General features: G+C 45.1%; 20 protein-coding genes and 1 tRNA gene. 8 read left to right on the top strand and 13 right to left on the bottom strand.

The features are described from left to right. The first annotated feature begins 7 nt into the window (after positions 1-7). The gene (locus K0O23_RS18455) at positions 8-787 is read left to right on the top strand and encodes an O-methyltransferase (protein ID WP_317195711.1); all 780 of its coding nucleotides are present in this window, start codon (positions 8-10) and stop codon (positions 785-787) included. Here the strand turns inward: K0O23_RS18455 and K0O23_RS18450 are convergent. The 3 genes from K0O23_RS18450 to K0O23_RS18440 form a co-directional block, all read right to left on the bottom strand. Continuing rightward, positions 784-1,551 (bottom strand): DUF695 domain-containing protein, encoded by a 768-nt coding sequence (locus tag K0O23_RS18450; protein ID WP_219878930.1) that lies wholly within the window; start codon positions 1,549-1,551, stop codon positions 784-786. The two genes, K0O23_RS18455 and K0O23_RS18450, sit on opposite strands and share 4 nt — an antisense overlap. 33 nt (positions 1,552-1,584) lie before the next feature. After that, positions 1,585-2,394 carry a 3-deoxy-8-phosphooctulonate synthase gene (kdsA, locus tag K0O23_RS18445; protein WP_219878929.1) on the bottom strand — a complete coding sequence of 270 codons (810 nt, stop codon included), beginning with the start codon at positions 2,392-2,394 and terminating at the stop codon, positions 1,585-1,587. A gap of 190 nt (positions 2,395-2,584) precedes the next feature. Continuing rightward, entirely contained in the window at positions 2,585-3,172 is a 588-nt protein-coding gene (locus K0O23_RS18440; protein WP_219878928.1) for a methyltransferase domain-containing protein, read from the bottom strand. Between the two features lie 204 nt (positions 3,173-3,376). On the opposite strand from K0O23_RS18440, the gene K0O23_RS18435 reads away from it, so the two are divergent. Continuing rightward, positions 3,377-4,222, top strand: a complete 846-nt coding sequence (locus K0O23_RS18435; RefSeq protein WP_246597209.1) for a hypothetical protein — start codon at positions 3,377-3,379, stop codon at positions 4,220-4,222. A gap of 600 nt (positions 4,223-4,822) precedes the next feature. On the opposite strand, the gene cphA is transcribed toward K0O23_RS18435, so the two are convergent. The 9 genes from cphA to tsaD form a co-directional block, all read right to left on the bottom strand. Then, complete coding sequence (gene cphA / locus K0O23_RS18430; protein ID WP_219878926.1) at positions 4,823-7,450, bottom strand: cyanophycin synthetase; 2,628 nt, start codon at positions 7,448-7,450, stop codon at positions 4,823-4,825. Positions 7,451-7,816: 366 nt separating this feature from the next. Then, a tRNA-Cys gene (locus tag K0O23_RS18425) sits at positions 7,817-7,887 on the bottom strand. 261 nt (positions 7,888-8,148) lie between these two features. Next, a complete protein-coding gene (locus K0O23_RS18420) occupies positions 8,149-8,418 on the bottom strand; it encodes a hypothetical protein (RefSeq protein WP_219878925.1) in 270 nt (89 codons plus the stop codon). A gap of 68 nt (positions 8,419-8,486) precedes the next feature. Beyond that, the gene (gene rpsA / locus K0O23_RS18415; protein ID WP_219878924.1) at positions 8,487-10,376 is read right to left on the bottom strand and encodes a 30S ribosomal protein S1; all 1,890 of its coding nucleotides are present in this window, start codon (positions 10,374-10,376) and stop codon (positions 8,487-8,489) included. Positions 10,377-11,340: 964 nt separating this feature from the next. Next, the gene (locus tag K0O23_RS18410; RefSeq protein ID WP_219878923.1) at positions 11,341-11,853 is read right to left on the bottom strand and encodes an HNH endonuclease; all 513 of its coding nucleotides are present in this window, start codon (positions 11,851-11,853) and stop codon (positions 11,341-11,343) included. A gap of 81 nt (positions 11,854-11,934) precedes the next feature. Next, positions 11,935-12,711, bottom strand: a complete 777-nt coding sequence (locus K0O23_RS18405; RefSeq protein WP_317195710.1) for a C40 family peptidase — start codon at positions 12,709-12,711, stop codon at positions 11,935-11,937. Between the two features lie 170 nt (positions 12,712-12,881). Next, positions 12,882-13,349: an SsrA-binding protein SmpB gene (gene smpB / locus K0O23_RS18400; protein WP_219878922.1), complete on the bottom strand. Its 468-nt coding sequence runs from the start codon at positions 13,347-13,349 to the stop codon at positions 12,882-12,884. After that, complete coding sequence (locus K0O23_RS18395) at positions 13,350-13,769, bottom strand: thioesterase family protein (RefSeq protein WP_246597208.1); 420 nt, start codon at positions 13,767-13,769, stop codon at positions 13,350-13,352. Between the two features lie 361 nt (positions 13,770-14,130). Continuing rightward, on the bottom strand, positions 14,131-15,138 hold the full coding sequence (gene tsaD, locus K0O23_RS18390; RefSeq protein ID WP_219878921.1) for a tRNA (adenosine(37)-N6)-threonylcarbamoyltransferase complex transferase subunit TsaD: 1,008 nt from the start codon (positions 15,136-15,138) through the stop codon (positions 14,131-14,133). A gap of 3 nt (positions 15,139-15,141) precedes the next feature. Between tsaD and K0O23_RS18385 the strand changes: the two genes are divergently transcribed. From K0O23_RS18385 to K0O23_RS18360, 6 genes are all read left to right on the top strand, one after another. Next, positions 15,142-19,686, top strand: a complete 4,545-nt coding sequence (locus K0O23_RS18385) for a translocation/assembly module TamB domain-containing protein (RefSeq protein WP_219878920.1) — start codon at positions 15,142-15,144, stop codon at positions 19,684-19,686. A gap of 104 nt (positions 19,687-19,790) precedes the next feature. After that, the gene (locus K0O23_RS18380) at positions 19,791-20,687 is read left to right on the top strand and encodes a cell division protein FtsX (RefSeq protein WP_219878919.1); all 897 of its coding nucleotides are present in this window, start codon (positions 19,791-19,793) and stop codon (positions 20,685-20,687) included. A gap of 2 nt (positions 20,688-20,689) precedes the next feature. Then, positions 20,690-20,908 (top strand): DUF3098 domain-containing protein, encoded by a 219-nt coding sequence (locus tag K0O23_RS18375; RefSeq protein ID WP_219878918.1) that lies wholly within the window; start codon positions 20,690-20,692, stop codon positions 20,906-20,908. Then, entirely contained in the window at positions 20,909-21,742 is an 834-nt protein-coding gene (locus tag K0O23_RS18370) for an undecaprenyl-diphosphate phosphatase (protein WP_219878917.1), read from the top strand. A 2-nt stretch (positions 21,743-21,744) separates the two neighbouring features. Then, positions 21,745-22,440 (top strand): tRNA pseudouridine(55) synthase TruB, encoded by a 696-nt coding sequence (gene truB / locus K0O23_RS18365; protein ID WP_219878916.1) that lies wholly within the window; start codon positions 21,745-21,747, stop codon positions 22,438-22,440. Further along, positions 22,424-23,356 carry a bifunctional riboflavin kinase/FAD synthetase gene (locus K0O23_RS18360; RefSeq protein WP_219878915.1) on the top strand — a complete coding sequence of 311 codons (933 nt, stop codon included), beginning with the start codon at positions 22,424-22,426 and terminating at the stop codon, positions 23,354-23,356. Before truB ends, K0O23_RS18360 begins: the two co-directional genes overlap by 17 nt. Positions 23,357-23,434: 78 nt before the next feature. Here the strand turns inward: K0O23_RS18360 and K0O23_RS20440 are convergent, their stop codons facing one another. After that, positions 23,435-23,593: a GxxExxY protein gene (locus K0O23_RS20440; RefSeq protein WP_317195709.1), complete on the bottom strand. Its 159-nt coding sequence runs from the start codon at positions 23,591-23,593 to the stop codon at positions 23,435-23,437. Positions 23,594-23,599: the final 6 nt, after the last annotated feature.

Genomic DNA, 23,599 nt, shown 5'->3' with positions numbered 1-23,599 from the left:
ATTAAAAGTGCTTCACCTCGCTGCCCACTACCCTGTTTACAGAGCAAAATCCTTTAAGCTGCATGGCGTGCATTCGCCGTTTATTTTTGAGCTGTACCACAATGTCATTCTGCATGATGGCTTTTATGTGGCCTATGGTAACGTGGAAGCCCTAAGAAGCGAACTGTTACAGGATAATACAGAACTTGAGGTAACTGATTTTGGCGCTGGTCCTAAAGCAGGAAAAAAGCGAAAAAGGCTGTTAAAAGATATCGCCGCATCTTCAGCAAAACCGGCAAAGTATGGACAGCTGCTGTTCAGGCTGGTGAATCACTTTCAACCTACTACCATTTTTGATCTGGGTACCTCGCTGGGTATCACTACCAGTTACTTGGCCTCTGCGCGTAAAAATGGCAAGGTTTATACTTTTGAAGGATGCCCTAACATCACCAATACTGCACAGCAGAACTTTAAAAAGCTGGGGCTTGAAAATATAGAATTGGTGCAGGGCAACCTCGACGAAACGCTGGAAAAGCAGGTTAATCAAGTGCAGCAACTGGACTTTGTATTTTTTGACGGCAACCACCGTTATGAGCCTACGATGCGTTACTTTAACCTCTGCCTTACTAAAAGCCACGAGTACAGCGTGTTTGTGATCGACGACCTTTATTGGTCAGCGGAAATGAAACGTGCCTGGCAGGAAATAAAGAAGCACCCGAAGGTGCTTCAAACTGTTGATCTTTTTTATGTAGGGTTGGTTTTCTTCAGGACTTCGCAGCCAAAGGAGAACTTTACCTTATATTTTTAATCGTTCTCCTGCACGATCTGCGTCTCCCAACCATCATACTCGCCATCGTACTTTATGGCCAGTTGCATCAGCATTTCGGTGGTAAGATAAATGGTTTCCTCGTTGGCTTTGCTTTGGTTTGAAAGTATCAGCCTGTGAGGCAATTCCTCCTTCTCCTGATCACTCTCATCTTCTACTTCAAAACCGGCACCTTTTATTTCCTGTAGTGCCTCAGCCCTGTCTTTAGAGGTTCTAAAGTATAAGGTGTAGGTTATTTTGCGGGGAATATAGGCCTGGTCACCCTGCTCCTCCAGTAACTGCAGTATTTTGTTGTTCTGTATGCGCAACAGGCTTTCCTCATCCGGGAAAAGGTATTCAAAGTATACTTCCCAGTTTGGGTCTTCGGTAAGCTGATGTTCAAAAGTATATTCCGGAAAATGGCTGCGAAGTTCATCTACCATCTGCTCTACCAGCAAGGTATCGCCACTATAAAAGTATAAACCCCTGCGTCCACTGTTCAGCGTTTTACCTACAAATACAGCTTCCAGCTTCTCTTCAAAGCTGTTTACAAGCATGTCCTCAATCTCCTCCAGCTTGGTCCACTCCTCATTATCCGGAAAACCGTCTTCATTGGTAGTTTGTAACCTGGCAACAACCTCTATCAGGTTAGGTTTACCAGGCAATGGCGCCAGGTTATACAGCCCCAGGTCAACGGTAATAAAGGCCGGCGTATCTTCCAGGTAACAGAAATATACATCCCAATCGGCTTGGTGGGCGTTGCTCATAGGTGTGCAGTTTATACTTTAAAACTATACTGCTTAACGAATAGCCTCTCTGATCCGAATAAGCTTCGTAAGCAAATTCTCCAACTGGTCTAAGGGCAGCATGTTGGCGCCATCCGATTTTGCAATGCTCGGCTGCGGGTGCGTTTCAATAAACAAACCGTCAGTGCCAACGGCAATGGCTGCTTTGGCAATTGTCTCGATCAAAGCTGGTTTACCACCTGTAACCCCCGAGCTTTGGTTAGGCTGCTGCAGCGAGTGCGTCACATCCATTACCACCGGCACATTGTTAGCCTGCATTTCCGGCAGATTCCTAAAGTCTACCACCAGGTCGGAGTAGCCAAAGCTGTTACCCCTGTCGGTAAGTATAACCTTATCGTTACCAGACTGGCGTATTTTATCTACGGCAAAACGCATGGCCTCACCCGATAAAAACTGGCCTTTTTTAACGTTTACTACTTTGCCGGTATTAGCAGCAGCCACTAACAGATCAGTTTGGCGGCAAAGGAAAGCCGGTATCTGTAGCACATCCACAAAAGCAGCAGCCATCGCAGCCTCTTCTGTTTCGTGAATATCGGTAACAGTTGGCAGATCAAACTCCTGCCCTACTTTCTGAAGTATACGCAGTGCTTTTTCGTCGCCGATACCGGTAAAGGAGTCCAGCCTGGAACGGTTAGCTTTGCGATAAGAACCTTTAAAGATCAACGGAATCTGAAGCTTATCTGATAAAGCGGCTAATCTTTCTGCGATCTGCATAGCCATTTCCTCGCCTTCTATGGCACATGGTCCCGCCATCAGGAAGAAGTTGCCGCTGGCTGTATGTTTTAATTTAGGTATCTCGAACATAATTTTATACTTGGTTTACTGCCTTTCGGCACTGCAAAGGTAGCTAGAATTTAGAAAGAGTTAGAGAGTTTGTGTGTTAGAAAGTTAGAGAGGTAGAGAGGTGTAAAAGCCTCATAGTTTGAGGCTACACTTTTTCTGCCGCAAATTTAGCGGCAGAAAAAGTGTAGATGTGAAGTATTACCTTTTTACTTTACTTAACTTCCAAAAGTATAAACAGTTCGTTGCCCTGTCGTGGCGGAATGGAGTTATAAGCCAATTCGAAATGAAGGAAGTTAAAGTATGGCTCAAAGTATAACCTGTACTCTTCACGATTGCCCCCAAACGGTGGACCCGGTTTTTGAAAAGTAGTATTAAACAGAAGTCCTGCTAATTTACCGCCAGGCTTTAGCAATGAGGCTGCTTTCCTGGCATATTCAGGACGTAGGGCGGGATTTAGCGCGCAGAAAAAGGTCTGCTCCACAATAAGATCATACTCTCCCTCCAGCTCAAAAAAATCCTGGTGAAGCAGTTGCTCTACTGGAAAATCTGGTACTCTTTGTGCAAAGTTCTGCAGTGGACCCGGGGCAAAATCAACCAGGAAAACATTCTTAAATCCGTTTTGATAAAGATACTCTGCTTCATACGCATTACCACAACCTGGAATTAGTATGCGCAAAGCTTTGTTTTCCAGTTGATCGAAATAATCTTTGAGGGGAGTCGTTATGCTACCTGTATCCCACCCAGTATTATGCTGCGTATAACGTTGTTGCCAGTAATCGGCGTTAAAATCTTGCTTCATGCTAATTTGTTTATAGCGCAAATGTTTTATATTTGAAACTTACATAATACAGTATCGCCCAAAATACATTTTTTTCTTAAAAAACTAATTTAAACTAAACCCTTACTTATGTCAGTGAACACTCCTGAAAATAGAAGCAACCGCAAACTGTTAATCGGGGGCCTTCTTGTTGTCCTACTGAGCATCAATGGTATACTCATTTATATGAATTACCAGAAAAAAGAGAAAACAGAAGAGCAGGAAGAAATTATCCGGGTAAAAAATAGCGAGCTTGAGAATCAGATCAAAGTATACGAGGCCCTTAAAGCTGATTTTGAGCGCCAAAGCCAGGAACTTCAGGCTATGGGCCTTGAAAATGATTCGCTGGAAGCCAAAATCGCAGCTATTAATACTGATCTTAACCAATTGCGTGGCTTCAGAAAGAGCAGCTATAGTTTAGCAGACCAGCGCCGTTTCCGCGACAGGGCCAGTGCCTTTGAAAAACAGCTGAAGGAGAAGGACGCTGAAATTGCCAAACTAAAAGAGGACAACGAAGTTCTGTACACAGAAAACACCGGCCTGAAAGTTACGCAAAACCGTTTGTCGGATAGCCTTACCACCATGAAGACCACTAACCTGGATCTTTCTGAAAAGGTAAAAGTGGCATCCAGGCTGGAGGCGCAGAACATTAACGTTAACATTATAAACCAGCGCGGCAAAGAAAAAGAAGACAGCGATAGTGAGTATCGTGCCAAGCGTGTAGACAAGATCAGGGTAGTTTTTAAACTTGGTAAAAATGATGTTGCCACTAAAGAACCTAAGACTATCTATATGCGTTTAATTGAGCCTGACGGCGCTGCGCTATACAACCTTTCTATGGGTTCGGGCACGTTTGAAATCGACGGTGATGATATGTATTATACTGCCAAGCGTGATTTCGTTTTCGATAACACGCAGCAGCAGTTAAGCTTTTTATATGATAAGAACGCTGAGTATAAAAAAGGCCAGCATACTATCGAGTTATATGCTGATGGCTTTATGATAGGTAAAGCAAACTTTGTTCTTAAATAACAGCTTTAAACCTTAGTTCAGGAAAGCCTCTGCTCATAGCAGGGGCTTTTTTCGTTATTGTACTTTGGCTTACGGTTCGCAGAATTTTACCTTTATTTTTGTAGGGACAGGTCGTGACCTGTCCGCGCAAAAGGCCTGCCGATGTAACAACTGAGGTGAGAGCACCTTCAAACGTACTATCTGAAACAAATTTTCGCCTCGTACCAATCACTTCCCAACTTTTATACTTGACTTCCTTCAACAGGGGTTTTTGCTTTAGCCAATTGTGCTGTTTTATCGAAAGGCCGATCTGCGGACAGGTCACGACCTGTCCCTACAAAGGCACTACCTATAGAACTATTGTTCAATCAGCATCTCAGAAACTCTCTCTTGTAGGGTCCCTCGAATAAAGAGAGGGGCAGGGGTGTGTTAATACACCCACTACAAAAAACACCTCCCTACCCTCCTCAAGGAGGGAATTTTCCTTTAAGTCTTAGCTCCCTCTCCTGTTTTTAGGAGAGGGCTAGGGTGAGGTAAATCCATAAAAAAAGCCCCACTCCTGAGGGTGAGGCTTTAGTCCATCGTTCACATGTAAAAACAGCTCTAACGCGGACGTTAGAATTAATCAACAAGTATTTTACGGTCCTGTATTACTTTAAAGCTTTCAACCATCTTAACCGATTCGTGAACATCTTCGGTAAATATGGCGATAAATGAACCCGGCTCGCCATGCTCTAATGCATAGGCAATGGCTCGCATTTCTTCCGGTATTAGTTTTACAAGCTTATCAGGAGCAACATCTTCTATGCCCTGTAATATTGGCCCTGATATCTCCTCTGCGGTTTTCCCGCGCAGGTCATTATCCAGCCTTACAATAATTTCATCGAACGCCTCTCCTGCCACACGTCCAATCTCATAAAAGTCTTCGGTGCGTCTGTCGCCTACCCCGGCCACAATACCTACCTTCTTTGTCACATCCAGTGCACTCATAAAATCACCAATGGCTCTAAGTCCGCCGGCATTGTGCGCATAATCCACCAGCACCTCAAAATTAGGGAACTTGAACAGGTTCATACGGCCCGGCGTCTTGCTCGGTGATGGTATAAACGTGCGAAGTGAGGTTTTAATATCCTGAACATCGAAATGTGAAATATATCCTGCTAATGTTGCAGCTAAAATATTTTCGATGTTAAATTTGGCCTTCCCTCCAAAGGTTAAAGGCACATCTGCTACCCTGTCTATCCTGATCTTATAGCTGTTTTTGAAAATGGAGATGTAGCCGTTCTCGAAAACAGCAGCAAGGCCGCCTTTGGAGATGTGCTTTAAGATGCGCGGGTTATTTTCGTCCATACTAAAGAACGCTACCTTGCATTCTACTTCCTCTGCCATGGCGTACACCAGGTCATCGTCGGCATTAAGTATGGCATAGCCGTCTTTCCGCACACTTCTAGGGATAACCGATTTAAGCTTTGCCAGTTCTTCAAGGGTATCTATATCGCCAATCCCCAAGTGGTCCGAGCTTACATTGGTTACAATACCGATATCGCACTGTTGAAAGCCCAGTCCGGATCGAAGCAAGCCTCCACGGGCACATTCCAGTACAGCAAAGTTTACGGTTGGGTCTTTTAATACGAACTCGGCGCTGTAAGCACCGGTTGTGTCGCCTTTCTCAAGCAACTTGTCCTGTATATAAATACCGTCGGTAGTGGTATAACCAACCTGGTAGCCTTTAGCCTTCACCATATGTGCCACAAGCCGTGTAGTAGTAGTTTTACCGTTAGTGCCAGTTACAGCAATAATCGGGATGCTGCCCGGAGTACCTCTCGGAAACAGCATATCAACTACGGGCTCTGCTACATTTCGTGGCAGACCATACGTTGGTGAAATGTGCATCCTGAAACCTGGTGCCGCATTTACTTCCAGCACTGCACCGCGTGCCTCATTCAGAGGTATGGCAATATCAGTGGTCATTACGTCGATGCCGCAGATATCTAACCCTATAAGCCCTGCGATGCGCTCTGCCATCAGAATATTGTATGGGTCGATCAGATCGGTAACGTCGGTGGCGGTGCCACCAGTGCTAATGTTGGCAGTTGTTTTCAGAAACAGTTCTTCCCCGGCCGGCAATACAGATTGCGTGGTCAGGTTCAGGCTTTTGAGTATATTCTGTGTGTGCTTGTCTATTTTTATTTTGGTTAGCACCTTCTCGTGGCCGATACCGCGCCTTGGGTCTTTGTTTTCTTTATCGATAAGTTGCTTGATGGTTGATGTGCCATCTCCTGTTATCATGGCAGGAGTACGCTTTGCTGCAGCTACAAATTTACCGTTAATCACCAGCAGCCTGAAGTCAAACCCACTTATGTACTGCTCTACTATAACACTTTCGGAGTGCGTTTTAGCCTCATTAAAACCACGCTGCGCATCCTTCAGGTTAGTTATGTTAATGGTAGCCCCCTTGCCATGGTTTCCATCCAGCGGCTTTATTACCAATGGGTAGCCAAGCCAGTTAATGGCGTGCTTCAGTTCTTCCTGAGTTTGAATGGTAGTACCCTTTGGCACCGGAATACCGGCATCATCCAGTATGGCTTTTGTGGCGTTCTTATCTCCGGCAATTTCCACGGCAAAGCAAGCTGTCTGGCCTGTCATGGTAGCCTGAATGCGTTTTTGGTTTACACCATAACCAAGCTGTATCAGGGAGTGGCGGTTAAGCCTGATGTAAGGTATACCCCGGCTAACTGCTTCCGACACGATAGAATAAGTACTTGGGCCAAAATACTCATCCTCCCGGATATCGTGAAGACGGGCAATATCATCAGCTATTTTATACTTTTCGCCACTGACCAATGCATTCGTAATTCGTACGGCCGCATAGGCAGCATACTCCCCGGCACGTTCTTCCTGGTAAGAGTATACCACAACCTGATGGCCTTCTTCTTTTGCCGGATAACAGCGGCCATATCCGGAATCCATTCCTGCCAGTGTTTGCAGCTCAAGCGCCACATGTTGCACTACATGTCCAAAAGTAGTACCTTCTTCTAGGGTTTTAAAAAAGCCTCCTTCTACTCCTTCGGATGACCGGTGGCTTTGCATTCCCGGGAAAGCGGTTTTTAGTCGCTGGGCAAAATGTGGTATTTGATTGGTAAGTGTCTGGTTCAGATCCTCCAGAGCCAGTTTTAAAACGATGATCTTGGGGTGTTTTACCGACCAGTAGTTCGGCCCGCGCATCACGCGCAAATCTATAATCTTCATGTATCAGTAATTCTGCGTAAGCATTGCTATGTTCTCTTCATGTGTCGTTTATACTTCGCTTGCTGGTATAATTGTTATCCCTGAAGTATAAACTGTTTTAAACTTGTACAATCTGTCAGGCACAAGAGCAGTATACTTTTCTCCTTGATATGATGCTGAATATTTGAATTTTTGTTTAGATGAAGGTGCTGTTCTCCGTTTTGCGTACAGATGATTACGGTAAAAGACGCTAAAAGATTAAGCCGGAATCAAAATTTTTAGTGCAAGGACTTACTTTTTTAAAGAAGCTTCGGGTGGGATCGGCAAAAAGCAATGAGGGATAGGGACTTAAAAGAAAAGCCCCTGCAAGTAAATGCAGGGGCTTTGAGGTAACGAGCGGATTCGAACCGCTGTAGCAGCTTTTGCAGAGCTGAGCCTAGCCACTCGGCCACGTTACCGTGTGATTGGGTGTGCAAATATACGTAGAGAAGTATGTTTGTCAAACATTACAGGCACATTTTTTCAAAAAATGGGCTAAGTAGCTTATTGGCAGAGACCTGTATTTTCACTATGGCCCATACTTAAACCCTAACAAAGGAGAACCAACCAGACCTCAGCCTATTCTTTACGCTCACTATACAGTACCAGTTGCTTTACCATCTTCTCAGCTGTTTCGGTATAATCCTTTTTACATTTCTCCATCAGTTCATCTTTTGTGGTTATAACTCTTTTTGCCTGCTTTTCCCATAGTATAGGCAAAGTAGTAAAAGGTGAGTAGCAAAAGGTGGCAACAAAACCCCTGAGGCGTTGTAGAAGTTACTGGTGTTGGTTATTATGTGCTGGCCTCCGTCTGAATCGCCCGTAATCACAACGCCTCCTGCCTTTCCGCTTAGCTTCGACTCCTTCCCTTCCAGAATCTCGTCATGCAGTTCATCGAGCCGTTCTGTTACCCGTTGTATTTCGGAAGTCCGGTTGCTCCACCAGAGCACTCAGAAAACGCATAAAAACAAAAGGCCCCGGATTGCTCCGGGGCCTTTGCTATATAACAAGCTTAAAATTAAGCGTTGTTCTCTTCTTCAGAAGTCTCCCCTTCTTCGCTGTCAGTATCTTTTGCTTTTTTAGCAGCAGCAGCCTCCAGCTTCTTAACGCCAGCTTCTTTCTCGTTGCCCATCATTTTCTCTTTCAGAGCAGATAGTGCATCCAGGTCACCTAACGTAGACTTGTCAGCTTCTTTCTGTACTTTAGGAGCTTTCTCTTTCTTCTCACCAGCAGCAGATGGCTTCTTCGTAGCTTTCGCTATACGAGCAGCATCGGCAGTCTCAGTGTGTGTAGAAGTGTGAGAAAGGATGATCTTACGATCGTCTTTAGAGAATTCAGTTACTCTGAAATCAAGGGTGTCGCCAACCTCAACCTGAGAACCGTCTTCTTTTGCAAGACCTTTAGGGAAAGCAAAACCTTCGATACCGTAAGGTAGCTCAAGTACAGCACCACGCTCAGATTTCTCCAGAACAGTTGCTTTGTGTACAGAACCTACGTTAAATACAGACTCGAATGTATCCCAAGGGTTCTCCTCAAGCTGCTTGTGGCCTAATGCAAGTCTTCTGTTAGGAACATCAAGCTCCAGAACAACTACATCAAGGTTTTCGCCAACTTTAACGAACTCAGATGGGTGCTTGATCTTCTTAGTCCAGGACAGGTCAGAAACGTGTACAAGACCGTCAACACCTTCTTCAAGCTCTAAGAAAAGACCGAAGTTAGTCAGGTTACGAACGATGCCAGTGTGCTTAGTGCCTACTGCATACTTCGTTAACACATCTTCTTTAGTCCATGGATCTTCAGTAAGCTGCTTAATGCCCAGAGACATCTTACGTTCTTCGCGGTCAAGTGTCAATACAACTGCCTCAACCTCGTCGCCTTGCTTAATGAAGTCTTGTGGGTTGCGCAGGTGCTGAGACCATGACATTTCAGAAACGTGGATCAGACCTTCAACTCCTGGCATAAGCTCAAGGAATGCGCCGTAGTCAGCCACGTTAACGATTTTACCTTTAACTCTTGAACCAACCTCGATGTCAGCTGGAAGAGCATCCCACGGATGTGGAGTAAGCTGCTTCATACCAAGAGAGATACGCTTCTTGTCTTCGTCGAAGTCAAGCACAACGATCTGTACTTTCTGGTCAAGCTGCAATACTTCTTCCGGGTGGTTGATACGACCCCAAGAAATATCTGTGATGTGAAGCAAGCCGTCTACGCCACCAAGGTCGATGAACACACCGAAGTTTGTCATGTTCTTGATAACACCTTCCAGAACCTGACCTTTTTCCAGGTTGTTCAGGATGGCTGCGCGTTGCTGCTCCAGGTCTTTCTCGATAAGTACTTTGTGAGAAACAACTACGTTGTCGAAAGCGGCGTTGATTTTCACAACTTTCACTTCCATTTTCTTGCCTACGAACACGTCGAAGTCACGGATCGGCTTAACGTCGATCTGAGAACCTGGCAAGAAGGCCTCAACACCATGGATATCCATGATAAGACCACCTTTAGTTCTTCTCTTAACAACGCCTTCAAGAATGTTGTCATTCTCAAGTGCATCGTAGATGCTAGCCCAAGCAGAAACGATTTTCGCTTTCTTGCGAGACAAGATAAGCTGACCGTTTGGATCTTCCTGGTCTTCAATAAATACTTCAACTTCGTCGCCTACTTTCAGTTCAGGTAGATCTCTGAATTCTGAAACCGGAACCAAGCCGTCAGATTTGAAACCGATGTTAAGGATCACGTCACGATCAGTGATACCAACAACTGTTCCTTTAACAACCTCCTGCTCCTGTACGGTAGTCAGAGTGTCGTCATACATTTTTTCCATTTCGGCTTTTTCTTCTTTGCTGTAGCCGCCGCCGAAACCTTGAGACTCAAACTTGTCCCAATCGAAATTTTCTGGAGAATTACTCATATTGTTGTATTGCTCTGGAGTAGCCACCAGCGTAGAGCAATCCGCTGATTTGGTTTAGGTTATACATTTCCCCGAAGTGTTTCAGGGCCACTCACTTGAATGAGGTGCAAAAGTAATAAAATCTCTTATAAAAAACTACCATAAACCACATTTGCAAGTATAATTTATGATAAGAGGAAGATTATTTAAGTATAAAACAGAAGATTAGTTGTGAAGATGACAGAAACCTCACAGTGTCTTGTACACCTGTGACTGTTTAGTTAACTATGAAACAACAATTACCGGTGCAGACTCTCAAAGGTCTTTAAGACACTGTGAGGTCATCAGGACTTATAGTTATTCTTTATGCCTATACTCTTTTGTAGCAGCAGGTCGCGACCTGTCCCTACAGAACATTTCCTATTCCTCTCCTTTTGTCATCCTGAAAGTGGCACATCCCGGACTTGTTCTGGGGGATCTTGGTAGAAGGGAGATTAAGCTGGCGCGACAGAGCAAAAACACACCCCTGCCCCTCTAAAGAGCAGGGCCGTTTCATTCTCTAAAATTCTGCCGTAAGTTTTAAACTTGTGGTTTGTGATGGTGTTGAGTTTGTAACTCAACTGGGCCAGAGGCCCAAACTATAGCCGGTCACGAACGAAGACGCTCGCGCCATAAGTATAGAATTTGCCAGAATGAAACGATCCTGCTCTCAAGAGGGGAATTCAGAAATTAGTAAATCTACCTGCCTTAGACGAAGAGAGGCAGGTTGGTTAAAGCATTAAATCTGGAACCCAGACTTCTCATAAGTATAGTACAGATAGTGCCAGATAACAAGGGGGGCAGTAAAAGCAACAGCAACAACTGAGGTATGAGCCTTAAATCACACAGTTATACTTTATACTTCTATCTACACCTTATCCAGATTAACTTTACATCCTGATTACCCTATACTTATATAGAGCAAACTAAATATTTTAGCATTAACTTAATTCAATTCCTTAGCCACTCCCAGGTAATTTCCCCAGTCCTGGTTAAAGGAATTGAGATGTAGTTTAAGGAAATATTGAAGGGATGGTTTGATGGGTTTACGGTGCAGTTTAAGTCCTGCCTCTTCGGGAGTGCGGTCGCCTTTGCGGGTGTTGCAACGCATGCACGCCGTTACCAGATTCAGCCAGTTGGTCTCCCCTCCCCTGGAGCGTGGCAGCAAGTGATCTAATGTAAGGTTCTTAACTGAGCCGCAGTACTGGCAGCTGTAGTTATCGCGGCGCAATACGTTGTGCCGGCTCAATGCTATACCATAGTATGGCACCCGCACATAGTTCTGCAGCCTGATTACAGAGGGAACAGGGTAAGCATGGCTAATGGTACGTAGAAAGGCATCTTTTGACTTAGACACCATCTCGGCTTTATCGAGATAAACGAGCAGAAAAGCCTTGTGCACAGAGCAGACTGCTATGGCACTAAAATCTTGGTTAAGGATGAGTACTTTATCTTTCATGGCAGCTTCCGTAGCTTACAAAAAGCTTTTACGGAAAAAACCACAAAGACAGAGTATAAGTTTTGAGAAAAATATTAACCTTTAGAAAGTTATACGCTTGATTATTCGCAGGTTATGGGAATATCGTTTTCTCTCGGCGTTGTAAATTCCATTATGATCCAAGGTATCGATCCGCACCTCACCGTGTGCGTGCATAATGGTTTGCCCCTCCAGCACTATGCCCACATGGATTATGCGGCCCTCATCATTCGAGAAATAGGCCAGATCGCCGGGTTGGGCCTGTGTAACAAAATGCACCTCCTCGCCATGCGACACCTGCTGATAAGCATCTCGTGGCAGTTGATAACCGCAAATGCCGAAAACCTGCTGTGTAAAGCCTGAACAGTCTATTCCAAATATCGATTTGCCACCCCACAAGTATGGCGCTTTGATAAAGTTAGAGGCTATTTTAACTAACTGAGCTGTTGTGGCTGATGCCGTTGAATTGGAAGCCCGGCCATTATAAACCATGGTCTCATCGTTCACACGGATGCTCATGCCATCAAAAAAAGGAAGGTAACTACCAATACCTATCGGAATGCGCGTATCGTTGCCTGTAACCACCTGTACGAGGTCCATTACCCTGGGGTGCTTTGTACTTGCCCACTCCTGGTAGTAAGAACTTGTAACCGGGTTATGCTGCTTATGGTCGATCCATCCTTCATAACCATCTGTAGCCAGCTTCACGCGCACCCAGTTACCATCTCTGGCCACTAAATCATAGCACTCTCCAAAAAGCATCTGGGTCACTATTTCAGCCTTATCAGATGTCTCGGCACGCATTGGCACCAGGCTAAGCAAACAAATTCCGTATTCCACCTTTTTTCAATATGAATTAGTTAATGAGCGATTGAGTGAATGTTTTTCGAATTAATGATTGTAAAAAATGGATAAATAAATTAACACTGGATTACTTAGATCAATCATAAAATTACAGACTAAACCAAGAATAACTCACTCATCCACTCAATCACTCATTCAAAATCAGTTTAATATCCTGCCCTGTCCATTTCGCGTTTCACATCCTTTTCTTTGATATCTTGTCGCTTGTCGTACAGCTTTTTACCACGTGCCAGTGCAACCTCTACTTTAGCAAAGCCACGATCGTTAACAAAGATACGTGTAGGTATAATGGTAACACCCTGCTCCTCTGCCCCTGACTCCAGTTTGCGCAGTTCCCGCTTGTTTAAAAGCAACTTTCGGGGGCGCATCGGCTCGTGGTTGTAGTGGGTACCTTCGGTGTAAGTAGAAATGTGCAGGTTATGCAGCCACAATTCACTGTTCGTGAATACTGCATAGCCATCTTGCATATTTACCTTGCCTTCGCGGATAGATTTTATTTCAGTACCCTTCAGCATAATGCCAGCGGTATACTTATCCAGGAACTGGTATTCAAAGGAAGCCTTGCGGTTTACGATGTTAACGTGTTTCTGAATTCTGTCTTTATCTTTTGCCATTTATACTTTCTTCGGCGCCAAAATTCTGGCTAATTTTTCTTTCTTCAAAATCTTCTGCCCCGTCTGCCCTTCTGCTACTATCCTGTCTCCCACGGTGGCTTTGTAACTGCAGATCACTTCATACCCATCATACTTCTCCAGAGTAGCTACAATGGTTATACTTTCACCTTCAAAGGCAGGCGATTTATGATTGATCTCCAGACAGGTACCTATCCCTTCTTCATCCTCTGCTTTCATCTCCAGCACAAACAACCTGCCAGCCCATTCTGCTGCCTGTGCCAGCGAAAACGTAGAGCAAACCGCATGCACCAAGCCATCATCAAAGCGCGCAAAATCACCTGCAGTTACACGTTTTATGTAGGTACGGGTGTCGCCGGGTTGGATGTTCGTTGATCGTTGATCGTTGTTCGTCTTAACCACAGATTAAAAGTGATTTAATAGATTAAGTATGAATTTGGTTGAAAACTTCTAGCCACCATAAGTAGAGTTGCAACTACAAACGATATTGTCGCAATAAGTTTAGCAGAACTTAAGGCTGCACACAAATTATTACCTGAAACGACTGAAATACACCCTCCAGTACTTTCTGTTTCATACTTTATACTCACCATTATGTTTAAAATAGCAAAAGCACTTAACAGCGTAACCAAACACAGAACACAAATCAGCACCTTAATCCATTTCAACCTCATACTTCCTTATCAAAGTAAATCAATCAAAACATCATTGATCCACGGTACAGACCATCTTACTTAATCAGTCTAACCCCTTCAATCACCGGTCAAAACTTAAGCCTCGGCTCCGGACTCACATACTGGTCTGTAAAATCGCCTTTCAGGTACTGGAAATGAGCAGCCATAGCAATCATGGCGGCGTTGTCGGTGCAGTACTGGAAAGCCGGGATGTATACGTTCCATTTATACTTTACGGCATAATCCTGCAAGGTTTGGCGCAGCCCTGAGTTTGCCGACACTCCTCCAGCAATGGCGATCTCATTTATGCCTAAGTCTTTAGCTGCCAGTTTCAGCTTTTTCAGCAAAGTTTTGATCAGGGTCTTCTGTACGCTGGCGCAGATATCGTTGATGTTCTCCTCCACAAAGTTCGGGTTCTCCTTAACCCTGTCGCGCAGAAAGTATAGAACCGAAGTTTTAATGCCACTGAACGAGAAACTATACTCCGGCATGTTACCTACCGGAAACTGGAAAGCATCCGGGTTACCCAGTGCGGCCTTTTTATCCAGCATAGGTCCGCCAGGGTAAGGTAGCCCCAGCATCTTGGCAGTTTTGTCAAAGGCCTCTCCCACGGCATCATCGGTTGTCTGTCCGATTATTTCCATGTCCAGGTGGTCTTTGACCAAAACTATTTGCGTATGGCCGCCGCTTACCGTTAAACACAGGAACGGAAATTGCGGTTTAGGATCTTCGATAAAGTGAGCCAGAATGTGCGCCTGCATGTGGTTTACCTCAATTAAAGGTATACCCAGGCCCATCGCAAACGACTTGGCAAAAGAGCAGCCAACAAGCAAAGCGCCTAAAAGGCCGGGGCCACGCGTAAAAGCAACTGCATTTAACTCACTTTTATTTACATTTGCTGTACGCAAGGCCTCGTGTACCACAGGTATGATGTTCTGCTGGTGTGCTCTGGAAGCTAATTCAGGCACAACACCGCCATACTGCACGTGCACAGCCTGCGTTGTAACTATATTAGACAGCACCTTTCCACCGCGAATAACAGCGGCAGAGGTATCGTCGCAGGAAGATTCGATAGCTAAAATCGTAGGTTCAATCATCTTTTGGAAAAAGAACAGTCAACAAATTACCCCAAAGTTATAGGAAAAGCTATTCTAAAAATAGTTTTAGGGCTAATCCTGTTCCTTTTATTGCTGTTTGCGGGTGTTTTTGTGGCTATTCGCTTCCCGGGAGTCCAAACCCGTATAGTACAAAAGGTAGCAGCATACTTTTCCGATCGACTGGGCCACGAGGTAAGTATTGGCAGCGTTGATATCTTTTTTTTCAGTAATGTGGTGCTGGAGGATGTACTGGTAAAAGATTACCGCAACAATGAGCTGTTTTATATTGGCAGAGCCGAGGCAGAAATAGATACCTGGTCTGTATTTAACCCCAATACTTTACATATAGGTACCTTAACCCTGGACCAGCCCCGTGCCAGTCTGATAGTTTACGAGAAAACAGACTCACTTAACATCAGTCGTTTTATCTCCGCCCTCGGCGATTTGTTTGTAAAAGACACCACTAAGCCATCGGAGCCCTTTTACTTTACCCTCGATGAACTGGTACTGAACAATGGCCGCTTTATTTACGACGATTTCCGGAAAGCTCCAGCTGCAGAAGGCATGGACTATTTTCATATGACCTTCGAGAATATAAATGGCAGGTTTAACGAATTGCAACTGGAGGATACGCTTAAGGCAAACATCACCAACTTCTCAACCACAGAGACCCGCTCTAACACAAAGCTTCACAATCTGGATACCCGCATGACGTATGCCCCTACCTTCTGGGAATGGGATAAACTGGACCTGCAGGTAAACGACAGCAACCTGAAAGATTTTATACGCTTCGATTATGGGGAGTTCGGAAATTTCACCGAGTTCAACGATAGTATAAACATGACCGTTCGGCTTCAGGACTCCGAAGTATACTTTAAAGATATTGTTGTTTTTGCGCCTCAAATAAAAGAGTATGAAAACGAGGTTGTACTTGTAAACTCTGTAGACTTTAAGGGCAAGGTAAAAAACTTTAACGCAACAGATGTTGACCTGGAGTACGGTGAGGATACACGCATAATAGGAAGTATAAGTGCCGACGGCCTGCCAAATTTTAAGGAAACGTTTACCAACATGCGCCTGAAGTCCTCCACCATCAATGCCCGCGACTTAAAACGGTTTTTACCAAAGGATGCTTACGACATTGCTGCTCGGCTTGGTACTGTAAGGTTAGATGGCCGCTTTCTGGGCTTTTACAACGACTTTGTATCCAATGGCAATTTCTCGACAGCGCTTGGCAACCTCCAGTCAGACATTAACCTGAAGATAGATGACAACACAAGACGCTCATCTTATAGCGGTTTCCTGACCACCAACAGCTTTAACCTGGGTCGTTTGCTGGCAATCGAGGATAAGATCAAGACCATTTCGATGAGTGGGCGTTTGGAGGGTTCTGGCTTTACACTTCAGGATGCCAACATTAAAATGGATGCCAGAATTAACCAGGTGCAGGTGCTGGGCTATGATTACCAGAACATTATAGCAGACGGCACACTCAGCGGCCAGACATTTGTTGGAAAGGTATCCGTAAACGATCCGAACCTGATCTTTTCTGCAAACGGCGAAGTGGATCTGGCAAAACAAGAGCAAGCCTTTAACATGGTGGCAGACCTGCGCCGTGTTGACCTTCAAGCGCTAGGCTTGTCGGATGTTCCTTTCTCCATCAGGGCAAACGCCAACCTTAATTTTAAAGGCCTGCAGTTAGATGCCTTTGTGGGTACAGCACAGCTTGACAGCGCCTACATTAGTTATAAAGGAAAGGAACTTGCGTTGGACACCATCTCTGTAGACTCTGAAATTGTAAACGGCCAGCGCAGTCTGAACTTGAACTCTGACCTACTTGCCCTTAAAATAAATGGCAACTTTGATTACACCACGCTAATAGAGGATCTGAAAACACTAGTGCATGAGTATACTTTAAATTTTGAAAGCAACGATGCTGCCACCAATGCTTACTATGCCCGGAGGTCAAGGCAACCCAGCGAAGAGTATGCACTAACTTATAATATCAACTTAAAAAGGCCTCAGCCGCTACTCAATCTTTTTGTACCAGACCTTAGCATATCAACAGCAACAAACATAGAAGGCACCTTAAGGCACGAGAATACAGTAATCCTGACGCTATATACTTCTGTTGACACTGTACTTTACAAAGACTACGAACTGTACGGAAACGAAATAGAGCTTAACACTTCCAAAATCCAGTATAACCCGGATGTGTTGGCATCGGCACTCTTTACATCCAAAACGCAGCAACTGCCAGGTATAGGTCAGACACAGGACTTTTACCTGGAGGGTATCTGGAGCGAACGAAATATTGATTTTTCTACCAGCATCAGGCAGCCGGAGCAAAACAACCGCGCCTCTATTACAGGAGACCTTAACTTTTTACAGGACCAGATCCAGATCGTTTTCGACAGGTCTGACATCACACTGCAGAAAAACTCCTGGGCATTTAACCCCGGCAACACCTTATATATAAGCGAGGCGGGCAGGAAGCTGGTATTCGAAAACTTCTCTATACTTAATAAAGACCAGGTTATCCGGGCCGAAGGTGAGATATCAGAAGCACCGGACAGCAGGTTTATAGTTAACGTGGACAACTTTGACCTACGCAACCTGAACCCGCTCCTGACTATGCCAATTGCCGGCAAATTAACCGGCCAGGTAACCGCACAGGATGTATACGACGACACGAAGTTTGATGGCAGTATGCGCGTTGACTCCTTTTACCTGGACGAAGTATACATTGGCCATGTGCTGGGCAATACAAACTGGAACAACAGGCTGAAACAAGCTGTGGTGGACCTGGGGATTGAGCGCAATAATAAAAAAGTGCTTACTGTAACCGGAAACTACAACCCGCTTGTCGAAGATGATCAACTGGACCTGCTGGCTGTGCTGGACCAGACCAACCTGAAACTGGTGGAGCCTATACTTAAAGGCATTATGTCAGATCTGGAAGGAGAAATGGAAGGCCGCATCCGCGTGCTGGGCCGTCTCGATTATCCAATTCTGAAAGGATCTGTAATGGTAACGAAAGGCCAGTTTAAATTTGATTACCTGAACACCACTTATACTTTCTCCGACAGGATTTACCTCGACGCCAACAGCATCAGCTTCCGTAATGCGCAGCTACGCGATATTTTCGGGAACCGCGCCACAGTGTCAGGCGGTATCGCACACGACGGTTTCCAAGACATGGTACTTGATATTGAGGCCCGCTACCGCAATTTTATGATTCTGAATACCACAGAGGAGCAAAATGAACTCTTCTACGGTACAGCCTTTGCCTCAGGCTCGGCAAGCGTGCTGGGCCCTACCGATAACCTTCAGGTAAAGGTTAATGCCACCAGCAACGAGAATACACGAATCGTACTTCCCCTGGATTACCAGACAGATGTGGCCCGCAAAGATTTTATCCGGTTTGTAGAAAAGTCCGGTGCAGACACTACCGGGCTGGGCATAGCTGCAGAAGACCAACGCGTGGATCTGTCGGGTATTAACCTGGACTTTAACCTGGATGTAACCGACGACGCATACTTTGAAATTATCATAGACAGGACAACAGGTGATGTGATTCGCGGTACAGGCAACGGCGATATACAAATGACCATAGATACCCGAGGAGAGTTTAATATGTACGGCACTTTCGAGATAACCAACGGTGCCTACAACCTGAACCTGCTGGAGGGCCTGGTAAGCCGCGAATTCAAGATTGTGCCCGGCGGTACCATTTCCTGGAACGGCGACCCCACAGCCGGTGTCATGAACCTTTCAGCAGAATACACCCAGTTAGTGTCGCTTGAGCCCCTCACCCCTTCAGCGAGTGTAGGCAGGCGTGAGCCGGTTACAGTAGAAATTGGCCTAACCGGACCATTGTTAACACCACAGGTTAACCTAGGCCTGAGAACAGAGCAAAGCAGCGATGCATCGTACATCGTTAACAACATTAAAAACGACGAAGCAGAACTTAACAGACAGGTATTTAGCTTACTCGTACTCCAAAGGTTAACACAACCAGGCTCTTTAACGCTGGAAAGCGGGGCCGGCGCAACTGCCGTTGGCGGTAGTTTAGGCAGCCTGCTATCTGGCCAACTCAACACATTCCTGAGCAGCATAGACAGTAACCTGGAAATTGACATCGGGCTTACAGGTATAAATCAGGAGTCGTTATCGGTTTTGCAGTTGCGTTTGAGCTATACTTTTTTTGAGGGCAGGCTACGGGTTACAAACCAGACGGGCTTTGGCAACAACGATATAAACGGGGCAACTGCCAACAATAACTACATCGGAGACTGGTTCCTGGAATATTATATAACACAGTCCGGGGAGCTCAGGTTAAGGCTGGAGTACAGTACAACTCCAAGGTCATACTTTGATAACAGAACATCGGTATCGTCGCGGCAAAGGCTTAGCTTGCTGCACACCAAGCGATTCGACACGCTGGAGGAGCTATTTGGCAGTAACCGCCGCGAACGAAGGCAGCAAGAGCGCGAACTGCAGCGGGAACTCATCATACTCGACTCAGACCCACGATTAAATTTATAAGTATAAAAGGCCCGGAAAGTATAAATCCGGGCTTTTTGCTTAAGAAGGCGCTTTGCCACTACATTTCTAAATAATATTTCTATTTTTGTGAGGAAGCACGTAGTATGGCAAAAAATATCAGACACATCAAGAAAAAGAAACTCGGAAGTTACCCACACCTGATGGTGGTGTTCAGCATATCACTTGCCCTTTTTGTGATCGGCCTGTTTGGGTTGTTGCTGATCCATGCCGGTAAGCTTTCGGAAAAGGTAAAGGAAAGTATAGAAATGCAGGTTTACCTGGACCGTAACCTTACAGAAGTACAGCTTACCCGACTACAGAAAACCTTTGCCGCCAAAGAATACGTCGCCTATAGAAACGACACAGCTCAGGTACGCTTTATCTCCAAAGAAGAAGGCGCCAAGGCATTTCTGGATGAGACAGGTGAAGACTTTATGGAGTTTCTGGGAGAGAACCCCCTTCGCGATGCCTATGTGCTTAACATTGATGCAGAACACTCCAGCTCGCCGGAGCTTAAAAGTATAAAACTGGATCTGCAGGATGTAAGCGGCGTGTACGAAGTGCAGTATGTAGAGAGCCTGATCGAGTCTATCAACTCCAACATCGAGAAAATCAGCATTGTGCTGCTTGGTTTTGCGATTATACTTATACTGGTGGTAATCATCCTTATCAACAATACTGTAAAGCTGGCCCTGTTCTCGCAGCGTTTCCTGATTCGGAGCATGCAGCTGGTAGGTGCCACCTCCTTTTTTATACAGCGTCCGTTCCTAAACCGCGCTACCTGGCAGGGTATGATCAGCGGCATTGTTGCCTCAGTTATGTTGTTTGCCCTGATGCAGTACGCCTACCACGAGGTTGAAGAACTTAAAATTTTGCGCAACGACGAGCAAACCTACCTGCTGATGGGTGCGTTAGTCATCATCGGCATTATTATAGGTTTTATGAGCTCATACAGAGCCGTACGAAAATACCTTCGCTTATCTTTAGATGAACTATACTAACCATGGAAGAAAATAAAGACAGACTGGCCTTTGGCAAAAAGAACTACACACTTATGCTGATTGGCATACTGGTGCTTATTATTGGCTTCTTTATCATGACGCTGGACAACCAGGATTACGGTTTAGGCTTTATGGGCATTACACTTGGCCCGATTGTAGTAATGGCAGGCTTTATTATTGAGCTTTTTGCTATCATGGTTAAGGATAAAACGCACAAATAAATGAGTATTTGGCAGGCTATTATTTTAGCCATTGTTGAAGGGCTTACCGAGTTCTTACCTATTTCGTCCACCGGACACATGATTATCGCCTCCAGCCTGATGGGCATTAACGAGTTGCCGATAACCAAAATTTTCACAGTAAACATACAGTTTGGTGCCATACTTTCGGTAGTGGTGCTGTACTGGCGCAGGTTTGTGCAGGGGCTTGATTTCTATTTTAAGCTTTTTATTGCCTTTATACCCGCAGCAGTACTGGGCTTTGCCTTTAACGATGCCATTGATGCGATGCTGGAAAGCGTGGCTATAACGGCAGTTATGCTGGTAATTGGCGGTGTTGTGCTCTTGTTCGTGGATAAATGGTTTAGCAATGCTAATAAAGACAGGGTAAACTACAAAAACGCTTTCCTGATCGGTTTGGCCCAGTGCCTCGCCATGATACCGGGCGTTTCCAGGTCTGCTGCTTCAATTATTGGTGGTATGGCGCAAGGCATCGACAGAAAAACTGCTGCAGAGTTCTCTTTCTTTCTGGCTGTGCCAACTATGCTGGCAGCTGCAACTTATAAATTGCTAACAGACCTGTTGGGCTTGGAATTGTCTGACCTAATCGCCTTTGACATCGTTAAAATAACAAACAGCTTTGAGGTAATTACATCCGATGATTTGCAGCTTTTGCTGATCGGTAACTTTGTGGCCTTTATTGTGGCTATGCTGGCGATCAGTTTCTTCATCAGCTTTCTGACAAAGTATGGCTTTAAGTTGTTTGGTTACTATAGAATTGCGCTTGGCATAGCTATACTTGCATTGCTTGCCATGGGCGTTGACTTAAGAGTATAACTATGGAATACGATTTTGCCGCTGGCGAAATACTGCTCATCAATAAGCCACTAGACTGGACTTCGTTTGATGTGGTAAAGAAAGTACGGAACACCATCCGGGTTAAAAAAGTAGGCCATGCTGGTACCTTAGACCCCCTGGCTTCCGGCTTGCTTATACTTTGTACCGGTAAATTTACCAAGCGCATTGATGAGATACAGGCTCAGGAGAAAGAGTATACCGGCACCATACGCCTTGGAGAGATAACCCCCTCTTACGACCGCGAAACAGAGGTAACTGAAACCTGCGATATAAGCCACCTGACAGCAGACGAAATAAAGGCAGAAGCCCAGTCTTTTGTAGGAACAATAGAACAGATCCCTCCTATTTACTCGGCTGTAATGGTAGACGGCAAACGTGCTTACGACCTTGCCCGCAAAGGCAAGTCGGCAGAGCTAAAGCCACGCACAATTACTATTAAAGCGTTTGACGTTACAGCTATAGAAGGCGCGGAGATCCATTTCAGGGTAGTGTGTACCAAAGGCACCTACATCAGAAGCCTAGCACACGACCTGGGTCAGAAACTCGGTTGTGGTGCACACCTCTCCTCCCTGGTACGCACACGCATCGGTGAGTACAAACTGGAGGACGCCCTTACCATAGAAGATATTCAGGAGATCAGAAGAAAGCAGCTGGAAGCGAATGGAAGTAATTCGTGATATTGCGGCATTCCCTCACCTGAGTTTTCCCGTTGTTACCAGCGGAACATTCGATGGCGTGCATATTGGCCACCAGAAAATACTTAAACGCGTAATCGAGCGCGCCAAAGAAAAGAATGGGCAAAGTGTGGTAATCACGTTCTGGCCTCACCCCCGCCTGGTCCTTTTCCCGGACGACAATAAACTAAAGCTTCTTTCTACTATCGAAGAAAGAATTGAACAGTTGGAGAGTTTTGGCATTGATTATTTGCTGATCATCCCGTTCACGAAAGAATTCTCACGCACCAGCTCCCGCACTTTTATTACAGATATACTTGTTAAAGCACTAAATACAAAGCTGCTGGTAATTGGCTACGACCACAGGTTTGGCAAGAACCGAGAAGGCAGCTTCGAGAACCTGAAAGCACGTTCGCAGCAATACGGGTTTGAGGTAGAAGAAATACCACGCCAGGACATAGATGATGTAGGTGTAAGCTCTACCAAAATACGCAAAGCTCTGGAGAACGGCGACATAGAAACGGCCAGTTTATACTTAGGCCGCAGGTACACTATAACCTCTGAGGTTGTTGAAGGCGATAAAATAGGAAGAACCATAAGTTACCCTACAGCCAACCTGGCCATTCCTCCAGCTCCTAAGTTAATACCGGCCAATGGTGTTTACGCTGTATGGGCCCATGTAGAAGGAACGCGCTACCCTGCCATGATGAACATCGGGGTGCGACCAACTGTGTCCGGCAAGAACCTTACACTGGAAGTACATATTATAGATTTTGGCTCAGATATTTACGGTAAAAGTATAACGGTTGAGTTTGTAGAGCACCTCCGTAACGAAAAGATGTTTGGCGGGCTGGAAGAATTAAAATCACAGCTTGCAAGAGATGAGGAAGATGCCAGAAAAGTACTGCATATTGTCTGAACTGTGATTTATTTGATTGATGTGATAAACATAAATATGGGTTTTCATCATTATCCGCGTTTATCACATCCATCACAGTCAGGGGCGAAATTTCTTATTGTTTAGCCTGTGGAATTGGAGTTTCGTATTACCAAAATTTATCAGGAGACCAATGGGTAGGTTAAATGCTTTGAGATAGTTTATTGCCTGGGCCAGGTATACGGGTTCTAGCTGTATGAGTGCTTTTAGCTCTACCACGATATT

The organism is Pontibacter aydingkolensis, assembly GCF_019443125.1.
GTDB classification, from domain to species: Bacteria; Bacteroidota; Bacteroidia; order Cytophagales; family Hymenobacteraceae; genus Pontibacter; species Pontibacter aydingkolensis.
Note: the sequence above shows the minus strand (reverse complement) of the source record. Positions and strands in the feature narration are given on the sequence as shown.